The following is a 23,316-nucleotide window of genomic DNA, read 5'->3' on the forward strand; positions in this document are numbered from 1 at the left end:
GCCTGTCTCCAGGTAAAGAGGAAGCGCGAGCTTTGCTGAAACGCCAGACGTTCCGCAACTTCCACTCCTTGCTGTCGGTAATAGTCGGATAAAAATGAGCGGGCTGCCGGCTCTGTTTCCAGCAGACGCAGGAAGGACCATGCTTCCATCTTCATCACCTTTCTAACATTCGTGTATGAGAGCGCTTTCTTGTCCTTTTTTGTGATTTATCTGGATAATCAACTAGATAACCGAACATTAAAAGGTTACCTTGACAGTAAATTAAGCGGTTTGTTACACTTGCATAAAACATTTTGGCGAAAGGAGCTCATTACTGTGCGGGAAGACAAATTCGTGAAAGAGGGCTTAACGTTTGATGACGTTCTCCTCATTCCGGGAAAATCAGAAATTTTACCTCGTGATGTCGATACCTCTACAAAATTGAGCGATAAGGTCACGTTGAATATTCCGCTGCTGAGTGCAGGGATGGATACGGTGACAGAGTCTGCCCTTGCGATTGCCATGGCCAGACAAGGTGGAATCGGGATCATTCACAAGAACATGACCATTGAGCAACAAGCGAGCGAGGTTGACCGGGTAAAACGCTCTGAAAGTGGTGTTATCACCAACCCGTTTTCCCTCAGTCCAGAGCACACGGTCGCAGACGCGGATGCCTTGATGGGCAAATACCGCATCTCGGGTGTACCGATCGTGGACAGCCAAAATCACCTGGTTGGGATATTGACCAACCGCGACCTGCGTTTTGTTCACGACTTTTCGATTCTGATCAAAGACGTGATGACAAAGGAAAACCTGGTGACAGCCCCAGTGGGCACTACCTTGCAGCAGGCGGAAGCCACCCTGCAAAAATACAAGATTGAAAAGCTTCCTTTGGTGGACGAGCATAATGTGCTGAAAGGCCTGATCACCATCAAAGATATTGAAAAGGCGATCCAATACCCGAATGCAGCCAAGGACGAACATGGCCGCCTTCTGTGCGGAGCGGCTGTCGGTGTAGCAGCCGATACCTATGCCCGTGCGGAAGCGCTGGTGAAAGCCGGGGTAGACGTACTGGTCGTAGATACGGCGCACGGCCACCATATCAATGTGAGCAACACCGTCAGAGAACTGCGCAAGGCCTATCCGGATCTGACCATCGTCGCGGGCAACGTCGCCACAGGGGAAGCTACCCGCGATCTGATCGAAGCAGGCGCGTCCGTCGTCAAAGTGGGCATTGGGCCTGGCTCGATCTGTACGACCCGTGTCGTCGCCGGTATCGGTGTACCCCAAATCACAGCCATCTACGACTGTGCCAAAGTAGCGCGCGAGTACAATATTCCAATTATTGCCGATGGCGGAGTGAAATACTCGGGTGATTTGCCAAAAGCGATTGGTGCGGGCGCTTCGGCCATCATGATCGGCAGCCTGTTTGCCGGGACCGAAGAAAGTCCGGGCGAATTTGAAATTTTCCAAGGCCGCCGCTTCAAGGTATACCGCGGAATGGGCTCCATCGGCGCGATGAAAGCGGGGAGCAAGGATCGCTACTTCCAGGAGAACGAACAAAAGCTCGTTCCCGAGGGAATTGAGGGACGCGTCCCGTACAAAGGCTCGCTCTCTGAAGTCGTTTATCAGCTGATTGGCGGACTTCGCGCCGGAATGGGCTACTGCGGCACGAAAACCATCCAAGAATTGATCGAAAACTCCCAGTTCATTCGCATTACCGGTGCCGGTCTGCGGGAGAGCCATCCGCACGATGTACAAATCACAAAAGAAGCACCAAACTACACCATTTCCTAGGACTATCGAATCAAAAACCTCTTTCTCCAGCAGAAAGGGGTTTTTCTCTAGCCTTATCCGGCAGGGAACTCGTGGAAACAAGCTTCAAGTCGGGTTGCTTTCTATGGTACACTTACAACTGTGTGTTCGTGCCATTCATGGACAAACCGACAGAAGCGGGAGGGTGAGACATTCTGATGAAACGAAGAACATGGACAAAGCGATTGACAGGTCTATTCCTTTCTGTCGCTGTTTTTATGACGGCTTGGGGCTCGGCGGCCTCAAACGCCGGGGCGGCCCCACAGGCTGATTTGCAGCTCGCCGCCAGTTCAGCCATTCTGGTAGAGGTGACGACAGGAAAGGTCCTGTACAGCCTCAATCCGGACCAGCCGCTGCCGCCGGCCAGCATGAGCAAAATCATGACCGAGTATCTGATCAATGAAGCGGTCAAGCAAAAGAAAATTAGCTGGGATGATAAAGTTCAGGTAAGCGATTATGCTTTTTATATTGCGAAAATGCCTAATTCCTCGGGTGTTTACCTCAACCTGGGAGAATCCCATACCGTAAGAGAACTGTATAAGGCGATGGCCGTCCTGTCCGCAAACGATGCAACGGTGCTGCTCGCGGAAAAAATTGCAGGCAGCGAAGCCAACTTTGTGGACATGATGAATAAGAAGGCGCAAGAGCTGGGCATGAAAAACACGAAATACGTGACCTCAACCGGTTTGCCTGCCGATATTCTCGGTCCGTACTCCATTCAGACCGACCAGAAGGAAAACCTGATGTCCGCACGGGATTCGGCGATCCTGGCCAGAGCGTTGATCCGCGATTTCCCGGAAGCGCTGGAAGTCTCGAAAATTCCTCGCATGACGTTCCGACCCGGTACGCCGAACGAGATCAAAAAGGCCAACTACAACTGGATGCTGCCCGGCTTGAACAATTTCTACGAGGGCGTTGACGGCCTGAAAACCGGGTTTACCGATGCGGCTAAATACTGCTTTACCGGTACGGCCATCAAAGACAACATGCGATTGATCAGCGTCGTGATGGGAACCGGCAGCGAAACGAAACGCTTTCAGGAAACCAAGAAATTGTTCGACTATGGCTTCAGCAACTACAAGCTGACCAAGCAGATGGACAAAGGCGTTCCGGTCCAAGGCTTTGAAACAGCGCCGGTGAAAAACGGGGTCGAGCTGACCGTTCCAGCCGTGACGGCAGACGTCGTAACGACGCTGAGCAAAATCGGGGCCGAAACCAAATTTACGCCGACAGTCACCTTCCAGGAGCTGAGCGCACCGCTGCAAAAAGACCAGGTCATCGGGAAGGTCACACTCCAAGAAGAAGGGACGAAAGAGGGAGACTTTCTGCAGCCGGAGGATATGGCAAAAGCGGGCGTCAATCTCGTCGCTGGGCAGGAAGTGGAGGAAGCCAGCTGGATCCGTTTATTGTTCCGCAGCTTCATCCAATTCTTCAGCAATATTTTTAGCAACATCACGGGAAAATAAAAGTGGTTGTACCCCAAATGAAACATGGATTACAATGTGAATATTGAGACGATCATCTCAGTGAAATGTACTGGATGTAACGAACAAAAGGGTAGGGGGCAAAAAAATGGTACAAGTAGGAACTTCCCGCGTGAAGCGTGGCATGGCGGAAATGCAAAAAGGCGGCGTTATCATGGACGTTGTCAATGCGGAACAGGCGAAAATTGCCGAAGCAGCAGGGGCAGTAGCGGTAATGGCGCTGGAGCGCGTACCGTCCGATATTCGTGCAGCAGGCGGCGTAGCCCGGATGGCTGACCTCGGAATCGTCGAGGAAGTAATGAATGCTGTCTCCATCCCGGTAATGGCAAAAGCGCGGATTGGCCACTTTGTCGAGGCGCGTGTTCTGGAATCGATGGGCGTAGACTATCTCGATGAGAGTGAAGTCCTTACTCCAGCTGACGATATGTACCATATCAATAAAAAAGAATTCACAGTGCCGTTCGTATGCGGTGCCCGCGACCTGGGCGAAGCGCTCCGCCGTATTGGCGAAGGCGCGTCGATGATCCGTACCAAAGGGGAGCCGGGCACAGGCAACATCGTAGAAGCGGTTCGCCATATGCGGACCATGCAGTCCCAAATCCGCAAGGTGCAAAGTATGTCTTACGACGAACTGATGGCGGAAGCGAAAAACCTCGGCGCTCCTTACGATCTCCTGGAGTACGTCCATAAAAACGGCAAGCTGCCAGTGGTAAACTTTGCAGCAGGCGGGGTAGCGACTCCATCGGACGCTGCGCTGATGATGCAGCTGGGCGCGGACGGCGTATTCGTCGGATCCGGCATCTTCAAATCGGAGAACCCGGAGAAATTTGCCCGTGCGATCGTGGAAGCGACCACCCACTACACCGACTACGAACTGATCGCCCGCGTATCCAAAGGACTGGGTACGGCGATGCCGGGTCTGGAAATCTCCAAGCTGCGTGAAGCAGACCGCATGCAAGAGCGCGGCTGGTAAGGTGACCGAAGATGAAAATTGGCGTTCTTTCCTTGCAGGGAGCTGTCGCCGAGCATGTCCGCATGCTGGAGGAAGCCGGCGCGACAGCCATCGCAGTAAAAAAAGTAGAAGAGCTTGAAGATCTGGACGGATTGGTCCTTCCCGGCGGGGAAAGCACGACCATGAGCAAGCTCATGCATAATTACGGGTTTATGGAGGCTCTTCGCCAGTTTGGACAAGCGAAGAAACCGATTTTCGGCACATGTGCCGGAGCGATTCTGCTGGCCAATCGCATTAACGGCCAGGAAGACACCCACCTCGGCTTGATGGATATCAAGGTGGAGCGCAATGCATTTGGCCGGCAAAAGGACAGCTTTGAAGTGGAGCTTCCTGTTGCGGGAGTCGCGGCCGATTACCCAGCAGTATTCATCCGTGCGCCGTACATCATGGAAGTGGGCGAGAATGCCCAGGTGCTGGCCAAGTACGAAGAGAAGATCGTAGCCGCCCGCGAAGGACATTATCTGGCCGCAGCCTTCCATCCGGAGCTGACGGAAGATGCGCGGATGCACCGGTACTTCGTCGAGATGGTGAAGGAATACCGCGGATAGATCGGTTTTCGCAACGGTGGTAAAGCAACTGTGTCAACGGCCGGTGCCCGTCTGGGTGCCGGTTTTTTTCGCCTTCTTTACACAGGTATAGAAACTGTAGTACAGTTAACACTAGAAGATAGCAAAACAGGGAACGCGATGAGGAGACTAGTATTTTGCAAGCGCTTGGTTCAGAGAGTCGGTGGCTGGTGAAAACCGATCCGGTCTGCAAAAGAATCCATCTCCGAGCGGCAGAGGAGTCAACTTTGCCCGGCCCCGCCCCGTTACGGCGGATCGAAGCGGGTACATGTCTTTCGTGCATAGCGACATGTGCCAACAAGGGTGGCAACGCGGGTACAACACTCGTCCCTTACCAGAGGGGACGGGTGTTTTTTCATTTGCTTTGCCCAAGAATCAGCGAAGTTGGAGGGGTCTTTGATGTTAGATGTAAAAGTGTTGCGCCATGACTTGGAAGAAGTCAGACGCCGCCTGGCGAACAGAGGCGAAGATATTTCGGCTTTGGACCAATTTGCGGACGTAGATGAAAAGCGCCGCCATTTGATTCAGGAAGCCGAAGGTTTGAAAAATAAACGAAATACCGTATCCGAACAGGTAGCCGTACTCAAACGGAACAAGGAAAATGCCGACCATCTGATCGCAGAAATGAAAGAAGTTAGCGACCGCATCAAGGTACTGGACGAAGGGCTGCGCCAACTGGACGAACAACTGGAGCAAATCCTGCTGAGCCTGCCCAATCTGCCGCATGAGAGTGTGCCGGTCGGGACATCGGAAGACGATAATGTGGTGGCCTGGACCTGGGGAGAGCCGAGGAGCTTTTCGTTCGAACCCAAACCGCACTGGGAGCTGGGACAGGAGCTGGGCATCATCGACTTCGAGACAGCGGCGAAGGTAACCGGCAGCCGCTTTGTCTTCTACAAAGGCCTGGGCGCTCGCCTGGAACGCGCGCTGATGAACTTCATGCTCGATTTGCATACGACCCAACACGGCTACGAAGAGCTGTTGCCGCCGTATATTGTCAACCGGACCAGCATGACTGGCACGGGCCAGCTGCCGAAATTCGAGGAGGATGCCTTCAAACTGGATGGCTTCGATTATTTCCTCATCCCGACAGCGGAAGTCCCGGTGACCAACATGCATCGCGACGAGATCCTCGACGTGGCAGACCTGCCACGATACTATGCAGCCTACAGTGCGTGCTTCCGCTCTGAGGCAGGTTCGGCCGGCCGCGATACCCGCGGGTTGATCCGTCAGCATCAGTTCAACAAAGTAGAGCTGGTGAAGTTCGTCAAGCCGGAGGACTCCTATCAGGAGCTGGAAACACTGGTGAAAAACGCGGAAAAGGTCCTGCAGCTGCTCGGTCTGCCTTACCGGGTGCTGAGCATGTGCACAGGCGACCTTGGATTTACAGCCGCGAAAAAATACGATTTGGAAGTATGGATTCCGAGCTATCAGACGTACCGGGAAATCTCGTCTTGTTCCAACTTCGAGGACTTCCAGGCGCGCAGAGCCAATATCCGTTTCCGCCGCGACACCAAGTCCAAGCCAGAGTTTGTTCATACATTGAATGGCTCGGGACTGGCAATCGGCCGCACCGTAGCCGCGTTAATCGAGAACTACCAACAAGAAGACGGCTCGATCCTGATTCCGGAGGTCCTGCGTCCGTACCTGGGCGGATTGGAAAAAATCGCGCCGAAGTAACAGAGATGGCTTGGAAAATGGAAAAGCAACTTTCTGTATCATAACAGGAAGTTGCTTTTTTTTCTGCTGCAAAAAGGCAGATGCGTAATTTTTCAAAAAATTGTTGCACAACAGAAAACGCTGTTATATAATAACTGCAAGATCAATAAATTGTAATAAAACAGAGAGTGGAGGTCGTTATTCATGAATTGCTATCGTTGCGAAGGAAACGGCGAGCAAAATTGTCCCACTTGCTGCGGCGTGGGACATGATGATCACGGCGGCGCATGCCATCATTGCCACGGAGATGGGTGCGTAAGCTGCAGCCATTGCAGTGGAAGCGGACTATTGGACTGACCCATTTTTTTTGATAACACTGTACTATAATAGTGTATTTATTATCAATCTGTAGCATAACTGTTTTTGATTGAGGGAGGAGGAATAGGATTGACTGCGATTCAACTGAATCAGTACCCGGCCGATGTGTTGATTACCGGCGAATTGCCGCCGCCGTACGCGGACATTCTCACCCCCGAAGCCATCACGTTTCTGATCAAGCTGGAGCAACACTTTGGGCAGAGAAGACGCGAGCTGCTTGATTTGCGCCAAAAGAAGCAGGAGATGATTGATTCCGGACAGCTGCCTGACTTTTTGCCGGAAACGGAACATATCCGCAAAAGCGATTGGCGCATCCATCCGTTGCCTGGCGATCTTCAGGATCGGAGAGTGGAGATCACCGGGCCTGCCGGAGACCGGAAAATGGTGATCAACGCTTTGAACTCGGGGGCGCGGCTGTTTATGGCCGATTTTGAAGACGCCAATTCTCCGACGTGGGCCAACACGGTAGAAGGACAGATCAACCTGCGTGATGCGGTCAGGCGGACGATCTCCTATACCAGCCCGGAAGGAAAAAAATACGCGCTCCGGGAACAGACAGCCGTCTTGATCGTCAGGCCGCGCGGCTGGCATCTGGAAGAAAAGCATTTGCGCATTCAGGGGCAACCGATGTCCGGCAGCCTGTTCGATTTTGGTCTTTATTTCTTTCATAATGCGCATGCGCTGCTGGAGAGAGGAAGCGGTCCTTACTTTTATCTGCCCAAGCTGGAGAACCACCTGGAGGCCCGACTGTGGAATGATGTCTTTTGCTGGGCACAGGATGAGCTGGGAATTCCGCTCGGCACGATCAAAGCCACCGTGCTGATCGAAACGATCCTGGCGGCCTTTGAAATGGATGAAATCTTGTACGAATTGAAAGAGCATAGCGCGGGGCTGAACTGCGGACGCTGGGATTATATTTTCAGCTATATCAAAAAGATGCGCAATCACCCGGATGTGATCCTCCCCGACCGGGCGCAGGTCACGATGACCGTCCCGTTCATGCGAGCCTATACGACGCTGGCCGTGAAAACCTGCCATAAACGGCAAGCGCCTTGCATCGGCGGCATGGCTGCACAAATTCCGGTCAAAAACGACCCGGCAAAAAATGAGGAAGCCCTGCTGAAAGTAAGGGCCGACAAGGAGCGGGAAGCCTACGACGGCCACGATGGTTCATGGGTGGCCCACCCCGGATTGGTGCCCGTGGCGATGGAGGTCTACAACCGCCTGATGCCGGAGCCCAATCAGATCTGGTACAAACGAGAGGATGTACAGGTCACGGCGGCCGATCTCCTGGAGATTCCCCAGGGAGACATCACCGAGGAAGGCGTTCGCACCAACATCCGGGTCGGCATCTTATACATCGAAGCGTGGCTGCGGGGACATGGCGCAGTCCCGATCAACAACCTCATGGAAGACGCGGCGACTGCGGAGATATCCCGGGCCCAAATCTGGCAATGGATCAGGCATCCCCGGGGCGTTCTCCCGGATGGCCGCAAGATTACGCTGGCGCTGGTCAAACAGTGGCTGAGCGAAGAGCTGCAAACCATCAAACAGGAAATCGGTCTGGAGCGGTATGAGACCGGGAAATTCAAACTGGCGGGCGAGCTGTTCCTGCAGCTGGTGACAGCCGACGAATTTTCCGAGTTTCTGACCATCCCGGGCTATGCCTATCTCGATTAAGGAAAAGGAGTGGGAGAAGATGAACAGACAAGAGGCGATCAGACAATTGGAGGAGAGCTGGAAGAGCGAACGTTTTCAAGGGATTCAGCGCCCGTATACGGCCGAGGATGTCGTGCGTCTGCGCGGTTCGGTGCAGATCGAGCATACGCTGGCCCGCATCGGCGCGGAGCGGCTGTGGAAGCTGCTGCACACCGAGCATCATGTCAAGGCGCTTGGCGCTCTGACCGGAAATCAGGCGATCCAGCAGGTAAAGGCAGGCTTGAAGGCCATCTACCTCAGCGGATGGCAGGTGGCAGCCGACGCCAACCTGTCCGGCCAGATGTATCCCGACCAAAGCCTCTACCCGGCTAACAGTGTCCCTCATGTGGTGAAGCGGATCAACCAGGCGCTGCAGCGTGCCGACCAGATCCAGCAGTCGGAGGGCACAGGCGATACGTACTGGTTTGCGCCGATCGTGGCGGATGCCGAGGCGGGCTTTGGCGGACCGCTCAATGTCTTTGAACTGATGAAGGGCATGATCGAAGCGGGGGCGGCCGGCGTCCATTTCGAAGACCAGCTCGCCTCGGAGAAAAAATGCGGCCACATGGGCGGCAAAGTGCTGATTCCCACACAGGCAGCTGTCCGCAACCTGATCGCGGCCCGTTTCGCTGCCGATGTGATGGGCGTGCCGACGATCATCGTGGCCCGGACCGACGCCAATGGCGCCTTCCTGATCACCAGCGACATCGACGATACCGACAAGCCTTTCCTGACCGGAGAGCGCACCCCCGAAGGCTTTTTCCGCATGAAAGGCGGGCTGGATGCGGCAATCGCCCGCGGTCTCAGCTATGCCCCGTACGCCGATCTGATCTGGTGCGAGACTTCCGAGCCCAATCTGGAGGAGGCCCGCCGTTTTGCCGAGGCCATTCACGCCCAGTATCCCGGCAAACTGCTGGCGTACAACTGCTCTCCTTCGTTCAACTGGAAGAAAAAACTGGGCGAGGAGGAGATCGCACGCTTCCAGAACGAGCTGGGAGAGATGGGCTACAAATTCCAGTTCGTCACGCTGGCAGGCTTCCATGCGTTGAATTACAGCATGTTCGAGCTGGCGCGCGGCTACCGCGACCGCGGAATGGCTGCCTATTCCGAGCTCCAGCAGGCCGAATTTGCCAGCGAACAATACGGCTATACCGCGACTCGCCACCAGCGGGAAGTGGGCACCGGGTATTTCGACGAGGTCGCCCAGGTGATCGCGGGAGGCACTTCCTCGACAACGGCTTTGACCGGTTCTACGGAAGAGGAGCAGTTTGCCCACAATTAAAAAGAGAAGTGACAGAGAAAACCAAGACGAAGAACCAGGGATGAGCTCCCTGGTTCTTCATTTGCAAAAAGCGCAAAATCGCCCTATAATGAAGAGTGGAGAACAGAATTGAACGTTGTCCCCGTAGCTCAGCAGGATAGAGCGTCAGTTTCCTAAACTGTAGGTCGGAGGTTCGAATCCTCTCGGGGACGCCATCGGAAAACCGCGTAGATGCGCGGTTTTTTCTATTTGAACTACTTCTCCCACCGTATAACGTATAAACCTGTGAAATGGAATTAACGGCCATGAATAGTAAGGGAAATTTTTTCGTTATTTCGCTTTTGTCTTCTTGATATAATCGGCATAGACTTCCCCTTCGACTTGGCCATCTAATGTTCCAATGTATAAGACTTTTTGCCCTGTCGCAGTATCGTAACCACTAGATGACAACACTTTAATAGGGGTATTTTTTTTTACTTTGTAAAGATATCCCTCACGCAGTCCATAAGCGATCTCCTCAGAAGAGGTGCGCTCAGGTGACCATGCTGTGCCATGTTGATACACTGACGTATCAATATACCCATCAATGACGTAATATCCTGTTTCTCCAACCTGCGGGGTATCATCCGAGAGTAAGTAGGTCCAAGTCAGTATGAATCCAAATAATAAGACAATGGAAAATGACAAATAGATTATAGATTTTCTCACATAAACACACCTCAATACGACTTTAACAGTTTATGGAATGATTATAAAGGAGTTTTAAAAATACATATCCTTACATTTTTATCAATAGATTGAAAGGTAACTATTACCAAATATCAACTCGTGTGCTATTATTAAAAAAAATAAAAATGATAAATTTTTTCTGAGGAGGCTTCCACTATGACAATTGAAGGGATAGGGGAACTGATTCTCACCTACCGGCAACGGGAGAATCTATCATTGTCAGAGCTGGCAGAGCGGACAGGCATCAACAAAACATCGCTTTCTCGCATCGAGACCGGCGAGACAAAACAACCTAGCTTCGACCTATGGAAAAAGGTTGCCCATACCCTCCATATTCCTTATAGCGAAGTCATCGGAATCTACCTGGACGCGACAGAAAGACCCACAACGATTAAACTGCTGCTGGAAGAATCCATCATCCTCAATCATCCAACGCTGATGCAAAAGGCGGCCGGAAAGCTGCTGGAAACGCCAAAAATAGACGCCTACCTTGCTCTGGACTACCTTCTCCAAGTGACAAAAGAAATCCCTGATCGCTACGCAAAACTCATGTTGTACCAAGTATTGATTGACTATACGCGGAAAAACGGAGTGCCCTATTACCTGGGCAAATGCATCTATGAACGCTACATACTGGAGCGGGACGACTTCACCCATTTCGAAGATACATACCGGCGAGGTAAGGAATTATCTCCCTATATCGAATTTTTGCAGCCGACCGAGCGGGTCGACTATTATTACCGGATGGGTGTGCATGCCTATATTCTGGAGCATTACGGCGAAAGCATCGAGTTTTGTGGCAAAGGCATACGCGAGGATCAAAGCGACAATAAGCAGAGAGCGTCCGCCCTGATATCCATCGTCAACTCCTATTTGCGCTTGGGCGATCTGATCATGGCCGGCATTTTCCTAGATATGTACGAAGAGAGCAAATACGCTGATTTTCGAAAGAAACACTTGCGGGCGCTTCTGCTCACCAAAAAAGGCCAGCACGATGAAGCCATCGCCCTGTACAAAGAGTGCCTGCAGGAAGCCGGACAGGAGGGGCGGATCACGGTCGTCAGCGATCTGCTGGAGGCATGCCTGGAGGTGCAGCGAAATGATGAAATCAGAACCCTCATCGATTCAGAGAGCGAACTGCTTTCCCAAGACATACTGATGCACCCCTATCGGATTAAGCAGGCGGCCAGGTACTACAAACGAAAGGGGATTTGTCTATTAGCCATCGGGGAGATTCAAAAGGGGCTCGATAGTTTGCTTGCGAGCATTACGTACTATCGGCAAATCGGAGATCTGGAAAGAATGATCGAATGCGTGGGGTTATTCCTCAAAGAAAATCACGCCAAAAGCAAAAACGATTATTACGAAAATATAGAAAAGATAGGGAACATATGCTATAGTAGGTAAATAAAGGAAAAAGGAGGTAATCCCATGAGAAAGTTGCTTATGGTCCTTGCTTTTACTTTATTGTTCGCACCTTCGGTATTGGACGCCCAGACAACCACCAACGGAAATGGAAACTTCACGACTACGGCAGAGCCGGATTGGTAAAAAGCCCTCCCTTCCTGGTCAGCGTACTGGGAGACCGCGTCGTAACGCGGTTTTTTTTTGGACAAAACCCCCCTGCGATTGTGGCCCCCGAGTTGCCTGCACCTTACATTTGCATGTTCCCCTTTTGTTCGCATATAATAAGAACAAACGTTCCTGTTCGGGGGTGCCACTATGCTCAACCAACTCAAAAAATACCTGTCTGCCGGGCAGATCGTCGAAGTGATCTATCAGGACAGATACGGCAAAATCAGCAAGCGTCCGCTCCGGCTGCAAGCAATCGAAGGCCCTAGAATCAAGGCTTATTGCCTGACTCGTAGGGCTCCGCGCGTTTTCCATATCGACAATATCCTCGCTGTTTTTCCAGCCGGGCGTGACAGGATGAGCGGTTAGCCTTTTAATTCTGACGAATCTGTACAGGTGTCCCGATCGGAACCAGCCTAGCCAAAGTTTCTACGTCCCGGTTGTACATCCGGACACACCCGCGCGAGACGTAGCGGCCGATCGAGGCCGGATTGTTCGTACCGTGAATGCCGTAATGGGGCTTGCTCAGTCCCAGCCAAAAGGTGCCGAACACCGACAGGGGCCCTCCGGGATAGGAATTGGGATAGGGAACCTTATTGATAATTGTAAAATCGCCGCGCGGCGTGGAGGTCGCCAGTTTGCCGAGGCCGACCGGAAAAGATCGCACCAGGCGATTGCCGTCGTAAAGGTCGAGGCGCCGCCTGTTGATCGAGATGCGAATGCGGTAAGACGGGATGGGAACCACCTCCCTTCTGAGGACCTAGCTGCTCTCCTATCGAGAAGAGGAGTACGGCTCCTTCATCGTATGCGCGGGTCTACTCCGTTGCCGCCGCTCACGCAAAAAACCTGCCGGGATCAATCATCCGGCAGGTTTTTTATTCAACAGGTACAGCGGAGCCAAGACTCATACCACGGGGGGCCGAACAACCGAGGAGTCGGGACTGTAGGCCCCACGAATCACGGACTCCCTACGGAACAGCCAGCGGCGGGGTCGCCCGAAGCTGATCCAGGCTTTTGAATTCATACCCTTGTCTTCTCGCTTCGTCAATAATCTGGCCGAGCGCGTCCGCATTGTCTTTGGAGACCGCATGCAGCAAAATCACGGCTCCCGGGTGGAGCTGGGCGATAACGTTGTCGTATGCGTACTTTCCGCCTCGTTGCACTTTGGTATCCCAGTCCTTATAGGCGATCGACCAAAACACATTGGTATACCCTAGCTCTTTGCTGACAGCCAGCGTCCGCTCGCTGAATATCCCGCGGGGTGGGCGCAAGAACTGCATCTCCTTTTGCCCGGTAATCTGGGAGACGGCTTCTTTTACCTTGTCCAGCTCTTCTTTGATCCGCGCATTGGGCACTTTGGTCATATCCGGGTGACTCCAGGAATGGTTGCCGATCAGATGCCCTTCGGCGGTCATCCGTTTCAGCAATTCCGGCTGATCTTTGACGTAATGGCCGGTTACAAAAAAGACTGCGGGCACCTTCTTTTCCTTCAATGTGTCCAGGATCCGTGGGGTAAAGCCGTTTTCATAGCCGTTGTCAAACGTGAGGAACAGCTCTTTTTTGGAGGTATCCCCGAGGAAGATGGCGCCGTGCTTATCCACGATGCCTTTGAAGCCTTCCTGGTCGATCGACGGAAGCTTTCCGCCTTTGCTCTTTTTAAAACCAAAATGATACGGGACCTCCTGATAAGCGAATGCTTGTACAGTGAACAGAGACAAGACGAGAACGAACAGAGAAAGCAGAGAAAGCCGTGAGAGGCGTTTCAATATTCAGCCCTCCTTCGCGAGTTGGTATGGTGCGCGTTTTCGTTTTGGCGGAAAAGCCCATGAGGTGAGAAGTGCCTCGGGCACAGCCTTGTATGTAGACCGGAGTCAATCCTCTTGCCACGGGACAGGGTGAGCGCGCGGGATCGGGTACTTTTCATCTGATTTTTGGGCGGTCACTCTCCGCTTGTCGATCGAACCGACAGGGACTCTGGTTTCAGGCTGGTAGATCAGTTGGCTGCGATCATCGTGGTCTGTCATGAAAACTCACCTCCCCATCGTTACTTATGATGTGTCGGCAGGGCATAGAACATGCCCAGATCTTGAAAACGGCCCGGTCATCCGAACAAAAAAACCGAATGCTCCGGGCGGCGGAACATTCGGTCGCGGTCTATCATGCAAGGCACGCAGGGTGTTGCTTGCACCAAACGGCAACCTGATCCAGTCCCATCTGAAATTTGGACAGCCCGTGCAAGATAAAAGAGAGGCCAACAACCACGCGCACGAGCAGCAATCCCCATGCGGTGCGTTGATCCAGTCGGTTTTCCATCGTAAAATCCTCCTAGTAATTTATTATAAGTAATATAGTTACTTATAGTTAGTAGGTATACAATAGTTATGAAGTGTCGTCAATCCTTTGATGGAATATGAAAAGAGCGGTATACTGGAAAGAGAATCGAGGTGATGACGATGAAGCAGTCCTCTCTCTGCCCAAAGTTTGAAAAAGGCATGCAGCTGTTGGGGAAGCGCTGGACGGGTTTGATACTGCACCAGCTGCTGTCCGGGCCACAGCGTTTCTGTGCCATTGAAGAGGCGCTTCCCATCAGCGGAAGGCTTTTGTCCGAGCGTTTGAAGGATTTGGAAAAAGAAGGTTTGGTGCACAGGCACGTCTATACCGATTCCGCACCGATCCGCGTAGAGTATTCGCTCACTGACAAGGGGCTTGCGCTGAAGCCGGTCCTTTTGGGAATTGAGCAGTGGTCGCAGACCTGGATGGAGCTGGATGATCATACATCGACATAAAAAAGGTGCTGGACGATAAAATCCAGCACCTTTTTGGTTCCTCTATGATTGAACAATTCTGATTCGGATGTTTATTTTGTCTTTCGCGGCTGCATCGCTTTCCACTTGAGGTATTCAATATGCTTCTTTACCTCTTCAATCTCCGCGTCCGTCAATCCTTCCAGATCAAAATAGGGGGCCTGCTCCTCGGAGACAGTCACGTTTTTTTTCCAGGAAGGAGCGGGGTTGTTGGTCTTCCCCAGCAAATAATCAGTCGTGACTTCAAACACATCGGCTGCTTTCGAGAGCAGGTGGTGATCCACGCTCTTTTTTTCCCCTGATTCAATCCGGGACAGAACGGTATTGTGAATCCCCAGCTTTTCGGCCAATTGGATTTGGGACCATTTGTATTTTTCCCGCAGGTATTTCATCCGTTGACCGACGATTGACATCTACGTACACAACCTTTCCATATATGCCATATATTCTATCAATTTTCCATTATGGAAAACAGATCTTTGACGATTTGGCAATCATGGACTTGACTTTGCTGTTTCTGAAAAGGTAAGATATGGATAATTAGGGATTTGCTAATTTGGAAAATAAAGGGGGTTCGCCGTTGGAGAAAGTCGATTTGCAATTCATTGCCCAGAGGAGGATGGAAAGCGGGATAACGTTAAAGGAGATGGCTGTTTCTCTCGGGTTTAAAAATGCCTCCACCTACCTCAAGTACGAAAAAGGTGAGTATGACTTCAAAGCCAATCATCTTCCGGTGCTGGCGAAAAAACTGAACTGCCAGCTCCGTGATTTGTTCCTCTGCCTTTCTTTTTTGCTATTTTGACAAAATCACGCCATATGAAGTCGCAATGAAACAGGAAGCCATGATGTCGCGAGGGGTGGAAAGAGGTGAATGTTTACGAAGCCAACCGGAGACAACTAGACATCTGGAAGAGAACCATAGCTTACGAACTAGATATGATGGCCCCCAAAAGTGAAGCGGCTTGCGATGAATTTCTTCGTCGGCTGGAGCGCTTTGAGAAGCAGGTGGAGGAAAAAGAGCAGATCGTTCCCGCCTCTGTTCGCTGAAGAATGGACGGGAGGCTGTTCCTCCGCCCTCATGAAAGAAGCGGTTCTCCCCAGGAACTCCCCGGGAAGGACCGCTTTTTGGCATCGTGGATTCTCCACGTCCTAACGCATCGCGGATGAAGCCATCCGTACGTATGTGTGGCGCCTGCCGCGAATGGGCAATGGAATAGTGCATGATATTTTCCGGGACGGCGATGCCGCTGTACCCCGCATCTCCGATGTGGTGCAGGTCGGCACCCGCCATTTTGCTGTTCAGGGCGATCTGTCTGATCGTCGCTTCGTCGGCTCCTTCCTGGCTGGTCCCCGTCGCCAGCAAGGCCAAAGCACCCCGGGCATGTACTTGGCTGATCATGGCGCTTGCCGATTCTACGGTGATGCCCGGAATGGTGCCGGGAGAAGGGAGCAGGATGATGTCGGCGCCCGCTTCGATAAAACTGCCGACCGCCTCCGCTGCCACCAGTCCCCCGCCCGCTTCAGATCCTGCCCGGTCATCTTCGCAAAGTCGGATGCCGTACAGTCCAATAAACGTTTTCCGATCGTTCTCCCGTCTTTCCGCATCATCTGCTTTTTCCTCCCGATCCTGCTTGGAATGGTCATCAACATACGGGGATGAGAATCTGTTACAATTTGTTGATTTCATCCTTGATCGCTTCCGACTGTGTGCCAAAGACGACCTGCACGCTTCCTTGGCCCAGCTTCATGACTCCGGCGGCTCCCAGCTCCCGCAGCCCTTTTTCGTCGACGACCTTGTCATTTTTCAGGACGAGCCGCAGCCGGGTGATGCAAGCATCAACACTGACGATGTTTTCCTTGCCGCCGATTAGGGAGAGGACCTCTTGCGCTTTGTCCCGGATCGTGGAGGAGCGGGTGCTGTCGGCCGCGTCGTCCTCATCGTCCTCGCGACCCGGAGTCTTCAGATTGAATTTGGTAATGATGAAGCGGAACAGCAGGTAGTAGACGATGGCGAAGCCCAGACCTACCGGTATGATCAACAGCGCATTCGTCGAGAGGTGAAAGTTGACGAGATAATCGATCAGACCGGCCGAAAAGCTGAATCCATGCTTGATCCCCAGGGACGTCACGACCACGCCGGATATTCCGGCCAGGACCGCGTGGACAAAATAGAGCAGGGGAGCGGCAAACATAAAGGCAAATTCCAGCGGTTCGGTAATGCCGGTGATGATGGAGGCCAGAGCTGCGGTCATGAAAACAGAAGCCATCATTTTCCGCTTTTCCGGTTTGGCTGTGTGAATGAGAGCCAAGGCGGCACCCGGCAGAGCGAACATCATGATCGGGTAAAAGCCGGCCATGAACATGCCGGCGGTCTTGTCACCGGCAAAAAAGCGGTGGAGATCGCCGTTTGCGACATTGCCGGCCGCATCGGTAAAAGATCCGATCTGGAACCAGGCAATCGCATTGATGACGTGATGCAAGCCGAGCGGGATCAGCAAGCGGTTGAAGAAAATGAAGATGCCGGAGCCGATCGCGCCCAGGCTGACGATCCAGTTGCCGACGGCATCGATTACGTCCTGAATCGGTGCCCAGACCATGCCGACCACCAGGGCGATTACGACCATGCCAAGCGAGGTGACAATCGGGACAAACCGTTTGCCGCTAAAGAATCCGAGCCATTCCGGCATTTTGACGTCGTGGTATCTGTTGTAACAGTAGGCGGCTACTCCCCCCGCCAGGATCCCGCCAAGCACGCCCATTTTCAGCACGACGTCGTCCGGAATAAATGGCATGGCCGCCGGCACTCTTGCCAGGATAGCCAGCAGCACATGATAAGCCATCACCGCCGCCAGAGCCGCCACCGCGTCTCTCGCCAGGCCGATCGCCACCCCTACGGCAAAGATCAGCGCCAGATTTTCCAGAATGGCGAGGCCGCCCGCATGGAGAAAGGGCGCTACGAATTGATTGAGGAAACCGCCGATGACCGGTCCCAGCGGGATGTTCTTCTCGTAGTCCAGGAGCCCGAAGGAAACCAGCAGTGCCGCTGCCGGCAATGTGGCGACCGGAAGCATAAGCGCTTTCCCGATCCGTTGCAGAAAAGCCAGCATGTAAAACCCTCCTTATGTGGATGATGGTTTATCAGAAGCCGCTCTTCGCAAAAAAATACGATAAGTGTGGGAAAAAAGACGGGAGCACGAGTGCAAAGAGCAGCCAGTCTGATCGTAAAATCAGCTCTCTTCGGGCTGTTCAAACAGTTCCTGGAGCGCGTGAGCCACCTGCTCCTCATCGGGCCCCTCAACTGTAATGATCAGCTGTTCGCCGCGGCCCGCTCCCAGGGTCAATATCCCCAGGATGCTTTTGCCATCCGCTTGTTTTTCATCCAGGCTTCGGGTAACGGTCACCTGCGATTGGGATTTGGCGGCGATGTTGACCAAGAGGGCGGCCGGTCTCGCGTGCAGTCCGCCCGCTGCCTTTACGGTGACTTCAAATCGAATCATTCCAATCTCCCCCCTTTTATCGTCACTTTGATCAGCAAATCCCGGCCCGCTTGTACGCTGGCCCCGGCGAGGACCTGTTTGGCGGCGACCCGCTCACTGTTGGTGAAGACGATCGGTGTCACGACGGGGCATCCGTTTTTTTTCAGAAGCTCCAGATCAAAGGCAATGAGCCGGTCACCCGGGCCTACCCGGTCACCTGTCTGGACATGGGGGGTGAATCCTGTTCCCTTCAGTTTGACGGTATCGATGCCGATGTGGAGGAGAATTTCCAAGCCGGTATCACTGGTCAGTGCGATCGCGTGATGTGTGGGAAACAGATGAGTGACCCGGCCTTCCACGGGAGACAGCAGTACACCTTCGGTCGGGATCAGGGCCACACCGTCACCGGCTACCTTTTGGGCAAAAACCGGATCGGGCACTTCCTCCAGGGGGACGACCAGACCGGTCAGGGGGGCGAGCAGCGTCAATTCCTGCTGCTGTGGTTTTCGGGAAAAGAAACGGCGTAACATAAGCTCCTCCTTTTTGCATCTGGGAAGTAAAAAAGCATGAACGAGAAAGAACGGCCAGTCTGCCGCTACCCTCGCTCATGCCTAGTCGAACTAGTAACACGCTTTCTTCTGTTGGAAACACCAATGGTTAGTCACTGGGTTGCTCTGTGAGGCGGAATACATGCATGGCCATGTAGCCGACTTCGTCTTCCGGGACGGCGGTATCCAGTCGCGAAGAGATGTGCCGAGCCAGTTCTTCCGCCAGCTGGTACGATTCCGGAATCATCGCTTTGACCCGTTCCAGCAGCGGATTTTGGATCGATTTCTGCTGCTGGATGCGTTCACAGGCATATCGCAGATGCGTAATCAAGCGGATGTAATCCACACTGCTGCGCGCGACGGTCCTCCCGATGCGCTCCTCAATGAGCTGGGCCAGCTCTCTGATCAGATTGGTGAACTTGACGGTTTTGCTTACGGGCGTGGAGCTGACCGCGGAATGGATATGCAAGGCCAAAAAGCCGATTTCGCTCTCTGGAATCTCCAGAGAAAACGAGGTTTGGATCAGGTCGGCAGCCCGCTCGGCGAGTGCGAATTCTTTGCTGTAGAGGGTCTGAATTTCAAACAAAAACGGATTGACGATCTCCATGCCGTTCCTCAGGCGGTAGATGGCAAAGTGGATGTGATCCGGCAGCGCTACATGGATATGCTCATGCAGGTTCGGGGTGATTTCGCGGGCCACCAGGGCGATGATCTCTTCGCTGATCCCGACGATGGCCGGGTCGACCTGATTTAAGACCGTCTGGTATTGCCGCTGATGATTTTCGTTTTCCAGACGGAAGCGCTTCTCCACACGGGCATCGTTTGGGTGGATCGTACTGCCGGGCTTCACCCCGAATCCGATTCCTTTTCCGAACAAGACGACCTCTTGCGAAGAGATCGGCTCTAGGGCCAGCACGACGTTGTGATTGAGGACACGGGTGATGGTATGGGGGACTCCCTGCTGACGGGACAAATTACGCCACCTGCCTTTAGTAACACAGAAAAAAGCCAAAAAAAGCCGAAAAAACCTTTGGAAAAAGGATCTTCTCGGCTCATGCCTGCATGACCAGTAACATGCCAATTATGGAAGCGTTAATATTTTGATTATTATGATAAAGGAGCCCCCCGTGAATGTCAACGGGTTTGGAATTGTCATTACGGGTCATGAAGAGGAAGGAATGAACCGGAAGAAGCACGAATATGACAGAGCAGAGAGACTTCTTCGCGGAGGCAAAAAAACGCGGAACGCTTGATCACGATCCGCGTGAGGCTTCCTGGAGAGGGTTATTTGGTGAATTTGTCCGCGATGGTCGAAGCACAAAAGGAATGAGGCTTGATCTCTGCCGGAAAATGGTTGGATTCCGCTAAACTGAGCAAGGAATGGATAAACTTGCGAGTAGGACCGTTTTTTCCAATGTCAAAGTGAAGCCTGATCGGGATGTCGATGCTGTGTTCATGCAGGTACTGACGGAGCTCGGATGCCAGTCCAACTGCATACAGGGCTTCTTGAAAAATACGCTGCTGCAGGGAGGTGTACCGCCTCTCCTGAATTTTGTGGTAGAAAAACATGCCGCCGCGGCCTTGCTTGATCAGCGTAATCATAATCGCAAAATACGTTCCCCGGCTGCGCAGCTGGGAGTCTGCTCCCACGATCAGCTCATAGGTATCGGTACTCGTGGCTACCGTTTGTTCGATGTTGGAAAAAACATCTGCCTTGTCCAGAAGCCCCCGCGTCGGACTGTGGAATCTTTCAAACAGGCTGGGGCTTTCATACGTTAATCCCACTCACATCCCCCTCGGGTCGAGGTTTGGTTGTTCTTCCGCTTACATAGTTAATGTATGTAATCACACGGAGAGTATGTGAGTGCTGACAGTGAAAACTGTTCCTGTTAAACAAATGATCACAAAAAGAAGATGGAGGGATAAAACGAATGATGAACAACATTTTGCCGCAGGTAGAGAAGCATCGCCAAGCTACATACGAAATCGACCCTGTTTTTTTGAACAGATGGTCGCCGCGCTCCTATAAAGAGGATCCCGTACCGGATGAGGTTCTCTTCAGCTTGTTTGAGGCCGCTCGCTGGGCCCCATCGGGAAGCAACGAGCAGCCGTGGAGATTTATCATCGCCCGCAGCGAGCAGGACAGGCAGCGTTTTTATTCGTTCATCGCAGAAGGCAACCGCATCTGGTGCGAAAAAGCGCCGGTTCTCGCCCTCATCTTGTCGAAAACCATCAACGGACGGGGAGATCATCTGCGCTCCCACGCCTTTGACGCCGGAGCTGCTTGGGGCTATCTGGCATTGGAAGCGGCCCGCAAAGGGTTGATCACGCACGCGATGGGAGGTTTTGACCCGGAAAAAGCTAGAGAGGCGCTGGGCGTACCGGCTGAGTATGAGCTGCATGCGGTCATCGCGATCGGCTATCAAGGGGAAAAGGAAGCCCTTCCGGAACGGCTGCAGGAGCGGGAAGTACCGTCCGGCAGACGCGAGCTGTCGGAAACTGTATTCGAGGGAGTCTTTGCTGAAAAGTGAGGGACGAGCTGAATCACTGCGGGGAACAGGGACAAGAAGAGCTTCATGAGCATGAATTGTACATGAGAGCGGCGATTGAGGAGGCGAAAAAGGCGGCCGCCTTGGGTGAAGTTCCGATCGGGGCCGTCATCGTTCGCAACGGAGAGATCGTCGGGCGAGGCTATAATTTGCGGGAGACCGAAAAGGACCCGACCCTGCACGCGGAGATGATCGCGATTCGCCAGGCGAGTGCGAAGCTGGGCGGCTGGCGGCTGATTGGCTGTACGCTGTACGTGACGCTGGAGCCGTGCCCGATGTGTGCGGGAGCGATCGTCCAAAGCCGGGTGGAACAGGTCGTCTACGGTGCGCGGGATCCCAAAGCGGGATGTGCCGGGTCATTGATGAATCTGCTGGGCGATGACCGCTTTAACCATCAGGTGCCGGTGCACAGCGGCGTCCTGGCGGAGGAATGCGGTCAGATGCTCAAGGATTTTTTCCGTGGACTGCGCAAGAAAAAAGGGCCTATTCAGGATGAAGCCTGATGGCGCCGCCAATTGTTGGACACTGCTAACAATTGGCGGTGCCGTTTTTTATGGAGAGGAAAGGGACGAGCACTTTTTTTATTTGGGCGAAATATTAGAAAATAGAAAATAATTAGTTGACGTTTTTGGATATTTGTATACAATTATTCATAAATACATTTATGAGGGATGGGTAACCAGCCTGCAAGATGGATTTTGCTTTCTATATACATGGGAGGGGTTTTCATGAAGAAATGGACAGTTGCTCTACTAACAGGAATCTTAGCGGTAAGTTTGACTGCATGCGGAGGAACATCATCGTCAGGTACCCAACCAGCACCGAAGAATAACGATCAAACGGCAGCCAATGGGGAGCAGCCTGCCTCCAATTATCCGGACAAGCCTATTAACATTATTGTCCCGGGCGGAGCAGGCGGCGGATTGGATACGACTGCCAGAGTATTATCTAAAACATTGAGCGAAACCGCAATTGTCAAGCAAACTATCAATATCGAGAATAAGCCTGGCGGCGGCCAAACGACGGGTCTTTCTCATTTCATCACCAACGACAAAGATAATTCTTACAAATTGCTGCTGCCCTCCACGCCGATCGTGATCAACTATCTGAGAAAAGAGGCAACCAGCCCATATTCTTACGCGGATATGAAACCGCTTGCGCAATTGACGACAGACTATGGCGCCATTGTCGTTTCCGCTGATTCCAAGTACAACGACTTGCCTTCGCTGTTTGAGGATATGAAGAAAAATCCGCAAAGCATTACATTCGCGGGAGGTTCCGGCCCGGGATCGATGGACCACCTGGTCGTCATGCTGCCTGCGATCAAAGCGGGCATTGATCCGAAGACGATTAAGTACACTTCTTATGATGCTGGCGGAGCAGCGATGGTCGCCCTGCTCGGAGGACACGCTCAAGCCCTGACGACGGGTCTGTCCGAGGCGAAAGCCTATCTGGAGGCGGGAAAAGTAAAAGTGCTGGCTGTTTCCGCTCCAAACCGTCTGGGAGGAATCTTCAAGGATATCCCCACCTACAAGGAAGCGGGCTATGACGCTGAATTTATTAACTGGCGCGGTCTCTTTGGCGTAAAGGATATGTCTCCTGATGCAGTTGCGTTTTGGGAAGAGAAAATCAAGGCGTTGACCGAGACGGAAGAATGGAAAAATGAGCTGGAGCTGAATGGCTGGGAAGACGGCTATAAAAACTCCGAAGATTTCACCAAGTTCCTGGAAGAACAAGATAAAGTCATCAAGGAAGTTCTGACCGTATTGGGAATGGCCAAGTAAAG

27 protein-coding genes, 1 tRNA gene, 1 pseudogene and 1 other annotated feature (1 of these 30 running past the window's edge) are annotated in these 23,316 nt (G+C 52.7%); of the genes and pseudogenes, 16 read left to right on the forward strand and 13 right to left on the reverse strand.

Translation table 11 applies throughout. The annotated features are described in order from the left end of the window. Positions 1–149: the 5' portion of a YaaC family protein gene (locus tag JD108_RS00105; protein WP_198828057.1), read on the reverse strand. It extends 847 nt beyond the left edge of the window; 149 of the gene's 996 nt are visible here — the first part of the coding sequence; the start codon lies at positions 147–149; the stop codon falls past the left edge of the window. A 166-nt stretch (positions 150–315) separates the two neighbouring features. Here JD108_RS00105 and guaB point away from each other — a divergent pair, with 166 nt between their 5' ends. The 8 genes from guaB (at position 316) to JD108_RS00145 (ending at position 10,067) form a co-directional block, all read left to right on the forward strand. Next, complete coding sequence (guaB, locus tag JD108_RS00110) at positions 316–1,776, forward strand: IMP dehydrogenase (protein ID WP_198828058.1); 1,461 nt, start codon at positions 316–318, stop codon at positions 1,774–1,776. Positions 1,777–1,952: 176 nt separating this feature from the next. Beyond that, on the forward strand, positions 1,953–3,260 hold the full coding sequence (locus JD108_RS00115; RefSeq protein WP_198828059.1) for a D-alanyl-D-alanine carboxypeptidase family protein: 1,308 nt from the start codon (positions 1,953–1,955) through the stop codon (positions 3,258–3,260). A gap of 106 nt (positions 3,261–3,366) precedes the next feature. Continuing rightward, positions 3,367–4,251 carry a pyridoxal 5'-phosphate synthase lyase subunit PdxS gene (gene pdxS / locus JD108_RS00120; RefSeq protein WP_198828060.1) on the forward strand — a complete coding sequence of 295 codons (885 nt, stop codon included), beginning with the start codon at positions 3,367–3,369 and terminating at the stop codon, positions 4,249–4,251. An 11-nt stretch (positions 4,252–4,262) separates the two neighbouring features. Beyond that, entirely contained in the window at positions 4,263–4,838 is a 576-nt protein-coding gene (gene pdxT / locus JD108_RS00125; RefSeq protein WP_198828061.1) for a pyridoxal 5'-phosphate synthase glutaminase subunit PdxT, read from the forward strand. Positions 4,839–4,967: 129 nt separating this feature from the next. Then, positions 4,968–5,191, forward strand: a binding site (T-box leader). A gap of 64 nt (positions 5,192–5,255) precedes the next feature. After that, a complete protein-coding gene (serS, locus tag JD108_RS00130) occupies positions 5,256–6,536 on the forward strand; it encodes a serine--tRNA ligase (RefSeq protein WP_198828062.1) in 1,281 nt (426 codons plus the stop codon). A gap of 426 nt (positions 6,537–6,962) precedes the next feature. Continuing rightward, positions 6,963–8,573 (forward strand): malate synthase A, encoded by a 1,611-nt coding sequence (gene aceB / locus JD108_RS00135; protein ID WP_198828063.1) that lies wholly within the window; start codon positions 6,963–6,965, stop codon positions 8,571–8,573. A gap of 19 nt (positions 8,574–8,592) precedes the next feature. Next, positions 8,593–9,873 carry an isocitrate lyase gene (gene aceA / locus JD108_RS00140; protein WP_198828064.1) on the forward strand — a complete coding sequence of 427 codons (1,281 nt, stop codon included), beginning with the start codon at positions 8,593–8,595 and terminating at the stop codon, positions 9,871–9,873. Positions 9,874–9,990: 117 nt separating this feature from the next. After that, positions 9,991–10,067, forward strand: a tRNA-Arg gene (locus tag JD108_RS00145). A gap of 115 nt (positions 10,068–10,182) precedes the next feature. On the opposite strand, the gene JD108_RS00150 is transcribed toward JD108_RS00145, so the two are convergent. Then, on the reverse strand, positions 10,183–10,560 hold the full coding sequence (locus JD108_RS00150) for a hypothetical protein (RefSeq protein ID WP_198828065.1): 378 nt from the start codon (positions 10,558–10,560) through the stop codon (positions 10,183–10,185). Positions 10,561–10,737: 177 nt separating this feature from the next. Between JD108_RS00150 and JD108_RS00155 the strand changes: the two genes are divergently transcribed. Both JD108_RS00155 and JD108_RS00160 read left to right on the forward strand, forming a co-directional pair. After that, positions 10,738–11,988 (forward strand): helix-turn-helix domain-containing protein, encoded by a 1,251-nt coding sequence (locus tag JD108_RS00155; protein ID WP_198828066.1) that lies wholly within the window; start codon positions 10,738–10,740, stop codon positions 11,986–11,988. A gap of 315 nt (positions 11,989–12,303) precedes the next feature. Next, on the forward strand, positions 12,304–12,522 hold the full coding sequence (locus JD108_RS00160; protein WP_198828067.1) for a WYL domain-containing protein: 219 nt from the start codon (positions 12,304–12,306) through the stop codon (positions 12,520–12,522). A 4-nt stretch (positions 12,523–12,526) separates the two neighbouring features. Here JD108_RS00160 and JD108_RS00165 read toward each other — a convergent pair whose 3' ends face one another. The 4 genes from JD108_RS00165 to JD108_RS00180 form a co-directional block, all read right to left on the reverse strand. Next, positions 12,527–12,889 carry a L,D-transpeptidase gene (locus JD108_RS00165; RefSeq protein WP_407649412.1) on the reverse strand — a complete coding sequence of 121 codons (363 nt, stop codon included), beginning with the start codon at positions 12,887–12,889 and terminating at the stop codon, positions 12,527–12,529. A 232-nt stretch (positions 12,890–13,121) separates the two neighbouring features. Continuing rightward, positions 13,122–13,886 (reverse strand): delta-lactam-biosynthetic de-N-acetylase, encoded by a 765-nt coding sequence (gene pdaA, locus JD108_RS00170; protein ID WP_407649413.1) that lies wholly within the window; start codon positions 13,884–13,886, stop codon positions 13,122–13,124. A gap of 138 nt (positions 13,887–14,024) precedes the next feature. Next, the gene (locus JD108_RS00175; RefSeq protein WP_198828069.1) at positions 14,025–14,177 is read right to left on the reverse strand and encodes a hypothetical protein; all 153 of its coding nucleotides are present in this window, start codon (positions 14,175–14,177) and stop codon (positions 14,025–14,027) included. 133 nt (positions 14,178–14,310) lie between these two features. Next, entirely contained in the window at positions 14,311–14,466 is a 156-nt protein-coding gene (locus JD108_RS00180) for a DoxX family membrane protein (RefSeq protein WP_198828070.1), read from the reverse strand. A gap of 140 nt (positions 14,467–14,606) precedes the next feature. Between JD108_RS00180 and JD108_RS00185 the strand changes: the two genes are divergently transcribed. Beyond that, the gene (locus JD108_RS00185) at positions 14,607–14,939 is read left to right on the forward strand and encodes a winged helix-turn-helix transcriptional regulator (RefSeq protein WP_198829930.1); all 333 of its coding nucleotides are present in this window, start codon (positions 14,607–14,609) and stop codon (positions 14,937–14,939) included. A 71-nt stretch (positions 14,940–15,010) separates the two neighbouring features. Here JD108_RS00185 and JD108_RS00190 read toward each other — a convergent pair whose 3' ends face one another. Continuing rightward, positions 15,011–15,370, reverse strand: a complete 360-nt coding sequence (locus JD108_RS00190) for a helix-turn-helix domain-containing protein (protein WP_198828071.1) — start codon at positions 15,368–15,370, stop codon at positions 15,011–15,013. 167 nt (positions 15,371–15,537) lie between these two features. Between JD108_RS00190 and JD108_RS00195 the strand changes: the two genes are divergently transcribed. Both JD108_RS00195 and JD108_RS22195 read left to right on the forward strand, forming a co-directional pair. Further along, positions 15,538–15,759, forward strand: a complete 222-nt coding sequence (locus JD108_RS00195) for a helix-turn-helix domain-containing protein (protein WP_198828072.1) — start codon at positions 15,538–15,540, stop codon at positions 15,757–15,759. A 65-nt stretch (positions 15,760–15,824) separates the two neighbouring features. After that, positions 15,825–16,004: a hypothetical protein gene (locus JD108_RS22195; RefSeq protein WP_228728250.1), complete on the forward strand. Its 180-nt coding sequence runs from the start codon at positions 15,825–15,827 to the stop codon at positions 16,002–16,004. Between the two features lie 102 nt (positions 16,005–16,106). Here JD108_RS22195 and JD108_RS22200 read toward each other — a convergent pair. The 6 genes and pseudogenes from JD108_RS22200 to JD108_RS00225 form a co-directional block, all read right to left on the reverse strand. Further along, positions 16,107–16,479: pseudogene (locus JD108_RS22200) on the reverse strand (DUF7916 family protein); the annotation flags it as partial. A 145-nt stretch (positions 16,480–16,624) separates the two neighbouring features. Then, positions 16,625–18,064: an N-acetylglucosamine-specific PTS transporter subunit IIBC gene (nagE, locus tag JD108_RS00205; RefSeq protein ID WP_198828074.1), complete on the reverse strand. Its 1,440-nt coding sequence runs from the start codon at positions 18,062–18,064 to the stop codon at positions 16,625–16,627. 120 nt (positions 18,065–18,184) lie between these two features. After that, a complete protein-coding gene (locus JD108_RS00210; RefSeq protein ID WP_198828075.1) occupies positions 18,185–18,454 on the reverse strand; it encodes an HPr family phosphocarrier protein in 270 nt (89 codons plus the stop codon). Beyond that, positions 18,451–18,963 (reverse strand): PTS sugar transporter subunit IIA, encoded by a 513-nt coding sequence (locus JD108_RS00215; protein WP_198828076.1) that lies wholly within the window; start codon positions 18,961–18,963, stop codon positions 18,451–18,453. The genes JD108_RS00210 and JD108_RS00215 overlap by 4 nt, the downstream gene beginning before the upstream one ends. A gap of 127 nt (positions 18,964–19,090) precedes the next feature. Then, positions 19,091–19,954, reverse strand: coding sequence for a glucose PTS transporter transcription antiterminator GlcT (glcT, locus tag JD108_RS00220; protein ID WP_198828077.1), 864 nt, complete (start codon positions 19,952–19,954; stop codon positions 19,091–19,093). 311 nt (positions 19,955–20,265) lie between these two features. Beyond that, positions 20,266–20,766, reverse strand: a complete 501-nt coding sequence (locus tag JD108_RS00225; RefSeq protein ID WP_198828078.1) for a ribonuclease H-like YkuK family protein — start codon at positions 20,764–20,766, stop codon at positions 20,266–20,268. 146 nt (positions 20,767–20,912) lie between these two features. Here JD108_RS00225 and JD108_RS00230 point away from each other — a divergent pair, with 146 nt between their 5' ends. The 3 genes from JD108_RS00230 (at position 20,913) to JD108_RS00240 (ending at position 23,314) form a co-directional block, all read left to right on the forward strand. After that, positions 20,913–21,512, forward strand: coding sequence for a nitroreductase family protein (locus tag JD108_RS00230; protein ID WP_407649387.1), 600 nt, complete (start codon positions 20,913–20,915; stop codon positions 21,510–21,512). Positions 21,513–21,520: 8 nt separating this feature from the next. Next, the gene (gene tadA, locus JD108_RS00235) at positions 21,521–22,033 is read left to right on the forward strand and encodes a tRNA adenosine(34) deaminase TadA (protein WP_267459342.1); all 513 of its coding nucleotides are present in this window, start codon (positions 21,521–21,523) and stop codon (positions 22,031–22,033) included. Between the two features lie 225 nt (positions 22,034–22,258). Beyond that, the gene (locus tag JD108_RS00240; RefSeq protein WP_198828079.1) at positions 22,259–23,314 is read left to right on the forward strand and encodes a Bug family tripartite tricarboxylate transporter substrate binding protein; all 1,056 of its coding nucleotides are present in this window, start codon (positions 22,259–22,261) and stop codon (positions 23,312–23,314) included. Positions 23,315–23,316 lie beyond the last annotated feature (2 nt).

This window comes from Brevibacillus composti, from assembly GCF_016406105.1.
In the GTDB taxonomy this organism is placed as follows: Bacteria; Bacillota; Bacilli; order Brevibacillales; family Brevibacillaceae; genus Brevibacillus; species Brevibacillus composti.

Excerpts from the sequence above, each read along its gene's own strand:
- JD108_RS00115 (WP_198828059.1), top strand. The coding sequence starts at position 1,953 with ATGAAACGAAGAACATGGACAAAGCGATTGACAGGTCTATTCCTTTCT.
- pdxS (WP_198828060.1), top strand. The coding sequence starts at position 3,367 with ATGGTACAAGTAGGAACTTCCCGCGTGAAGCGTGGCATGGCGGAAATG.
- pdxT (WP_198828061.1), top strand. The coding sequence starts at position 4,263 with ATGAAAATTGGCGTTCTTTCCTTGCAGGGAGCTGTCGCCGAGCATGTC.
- serS (WP_198828062.1), top strand. The coding sequence starts at position 5,256 with ATGTTAGATGTAAAAGTGTTGCGCCATGACTTGGAAGAAGTCAGACGC.
- aceA (WP_198828064.1), top strand. The coding sequence starts at position 8,593 with ATGAACAGACAAGAGGCGATCAGACAATTGGAGGAGAGCTGGAAGAGC.
- JD108_RS00155 (WP_198828066.1), top strand. The coding sequence starts at position 10,738 with ATGACAATTGAAGGGATAGGGGAACTGATTCTCACCTACCGGCAACGG.
- JD108_RS00160 (WP_198828067.1), top strand. The coding sequence starts at position 12,304 with ATGCTCAACCAACTCAAAAAATACCTGTCTGCCGGGCAGATCGTCGAA.
- JD108_RS00175 (WP_198828069.1), bottom strand. The coding sequence starts at position 14,177 with ATGACAGACCACGATGATCGCAGCCAACTGATCTACCAGCCTGAAACC.
- JD108_RS00180 (WP_198828070.1), bottom strand. The coding sequence starts at position 14,466 with ATGGAAAACCGACTGGATCAACGCACCGCATGGGGATTGCTGCTCGTG.
- JD108_RS00185 (WP_198829930.1), top strand. The coding sequence starts at position 14,607 with ATGAAGCAGTCCTCTCTCTGCCCAAAGTTTGAAAAAGGCATGCAGCTG.
- JD108_RS00190 (WP_198828071.1), bottom strand. The coding sequence starts at position 15,370 with ATGTCAATCGTCGGTCAACGGATGAAATACCTGCGGGAAAAATACAAA.
- nagE (WP_198828074.1), bottom strand. The coding sequence starts at position 18,064 with ATGCTGGCTTTTCTGCAACGGATCGGGAAAGCGCTTATGCTTCCGGTC.
- JD108_RS00210 (WP_198828075.1), bottom strand. The coding sequence starts at position 18,454 with ATGATTCGATTTGAAGTCACCGTAAAGGCAGCGGGCGGACTGCACGCG.
- JD108_RS00215 (WP_198828076.1), bottom strand. The coding sequence starts at position 18,963 with ATGTTACGCCGTTTCTTTTCCCGAAAACCACAGCAGCAGGAATTGACG.
- JD108_RS00230 (WP_407649387.1), top strand. The coding sequence starts at position 20,913 with ATGATGAACAACATTTTGCCGCAGGTAGAGAAGCATCGCCAAGCTACA.
- JD108_RS00240 (WP_198828079.1), top strand. The coding sequence starts at position 22,259 with ATGAAGAAATGGACAGTTGCTCTACTAACAGGAATCTTAGCGGTAAGT.